Below are 2,350 nucleotides of genomic sequence, written 5' to 3'. Positions count from 1 at the left end.
TCCATCTGCCGATACGAATCATCTTCCAGGACTCCCGCCCTCAGCCATTTCTTGACGTGCCGGATGACGCGTTGGTCTCCGATCCGGTGTTCGATGAATTTGATCAGCCATTCATGGTCGATTGCATCGAAGGAAACCACGACACACTCCCCACATCCGCGAGCTTCCCGCAAGCGTAACGGTCCTCCGAAATCGCCATCCTATGGAAGGCAAGACGCTGAATGTGCTCGGGCATCTTCATCGAAATGGTCGCTATCATCTGACGTTGGAGTTGCCGGACGGAACACGATCATTGATCCCGGCATCCTGGACAGATCTGGACAAGGCGGCACCGGCGTCTGACGGCGAGACTTTCGCCAACTCCTCAACACGGATCGGGTCGGTTTGCGACTTGATGCGCACACGCAAGCTCGTGGACGCTCTACTGCGAAAGCTGGAGGCCCAACCGGCCTCAGCGAACAACCCTTCGCAGGAGGAACACCATCATGCAACACCAACTGGACTTCTGGCCCGCGGTACGAAAGGCGCCCTACGAGCAGGGCCCATGGGAGAGTCTGAGCATCGAAGATCAGCTCGAGAGCACTGCGCTGCTGGCGCGGCTGATCGCCAAAACCATCTGTCCAAAGTTAATCGAACAGACACAGGAGAACAGCCATGAGCTATAATGAGAAGATCAAACCGACTCACCTGGATCGCATCGCCTACATCTACGTGCGGCAGTCCACCGCAACTCAAGTTCAATACAACCGTGAGTCCACACGCCGGCAGTACAATCTCGTAGAGCGTGCCATTCACCTGGGGTGGTCCAAGGAGAGGGTCAAAGTCATTGACGAGGACCTGGCCCGCTCGGGCTCGGGAAACGTCGAACGCGACGGATTCACGAAGATGACCGCGGACGTGGCGTTGGGACAGGTCGGGCTGATCCTCTCGATCGAAGTCTCTCGGGTGGCACGCAACAACGCGGACTGGTATCGCCTACTGGACCTATGCGGGGTGACGGACACCCTCATCGGCGACGAGGATGGGCTCTACCACGCGGGACTGTTCAACGATCGGCTTCTTCTCGGACTGAAGGGCACCATGGCTGAAGCCGAGTTGCACGTCATTCGTGCCCGGCTTGACGGCGGTATCCGCAACAAGGCCGCGCGTGGCGAACTGCGTCGCGGGCTTCCCGTCGGCTTCGTGTGGGGCGAGAAGGACGGAGAAGTGCTCTTTCATCCTGACGAAGCGGTCACCGGCGCGATCCGCACCATCTTTGGAAAGTTCACCGAAGTCGGCTCGGCCCGTCAGGTCTGGCTCTGGTTCCGAAGTGAGGGACTTTCCTTTCCGCTACAGTCCAACGCTCTGAGCGAGATTCGGTGGGTCACTCCGACCTACACCGCCATTCATCACGTACTGACCAACCCGGTCTATGCAGGCGCCTACACCTATGGTAAGACTCGACAGGAACCTTACGTGGACCAAACCGGTCGACTCAGAAAGCGGCTGCGCCGACTGCCGCGCTCCGAGTGGGCTGTGTTGATTCCCGATCATCACGAGGGCTTCGTTGACTGGAACACCTATGAGATGAACCAGGCGCGCATCAAACAGAACACCCATCCTCGTCCCCATCAGGCTGGCGGAGCGGTCCGCGAAGGGACGGCGTTGTTGCAAGGCATCGCGACCTGCGCCTCCTGCGGCCGGCGACTGCACGTCTACTATCAGGGGCGCAACTCCACGCCCGGCTACTACTGTCCCAGCAGCAACGTCGCCAACGGAAGGGGCCAGTGGTGCCTGCGCGTTGGAGGCGCCCGTATCGACAAGGCGATCAGCACCGCCTTTGTGGAGGCCATCGCCCCCGCCGGCATGCAAGCAGCCCTCCAAGCCGAAGAACTGATCGAAGCCGAGTATGACCATGCAGTAGCACAATGGCGTCTGCAGGTCGAGCAGGCAGGTTACCAGACTCAACGGGCTGAACGACGCTATCGATCCGTGGAACCGGAGAACCGCCTGGTGGCCCGAACCCTGGAAGCCGAGTGGGAAGAACGCCTCAACGAACAGACAACCGCCGAAGCCGAACTGGCGAGACGCGAGCACCAACGGCCCGAACGCCTGAGCGAGGAGCAACGTGAACGCATTCATCTACTGGGCTCGGATCTGAATCGCGTATGGGAAGCGCCCACAACGACGGGGCGCGATCGCAAAGAGCTGCTTCGGTCCTTGCTCGAAGAAGTCAACATCGCGGTAGATCGCACCGAGGCCCAAGCGCACTTGGTCCTACGCTGGCGCGGCGGCATGTTCACAGAAATCGAAGTACCTCTTTGGCACCCCAGAGAGTCCGTCCTACGGACCGACGACGACACGCCTGAGC

General features: G+C 60.1%; 2 protein-coding genes. Both read left to right on the top strand.

Annotated elements, in window-relative coordinates; translation table 11 throughout:
• The first annotated feature begins 485 nt into the window (after positions 1-485).
• Positions 486-665 carry a hypothetical protein gene (locus OES25_17690; protein ID MDH3629470.1) on the top strand — a complete coding sequence of 60 codons (180 nt, stop codon included), beginning with the start codon at positions 486-488 and terminating at the stop codon, positions 663-665.
• On the top strand, positions 655-2,350 hold a 1,696-nt coding region (locus OES25_17685; protein MDH3629469.1), incomplete at its 3' end, for a recombinase family protein. The genes OES25_17690 and OES25_17685, both read left to right, overlap by 11 nt.

The organism is Acidobacteriota bacterium (genome assembly GCA_029861955.1).
Lineage (GTDB): Bacteria > Acidobacteriota > Polarisedimenticolia > Polarisedimenticolales > Polarisedimenticolaceae > JAOTYK01.
This window is presented reverse-complemented; position numbering and strand designations above follow the sequence as displayed.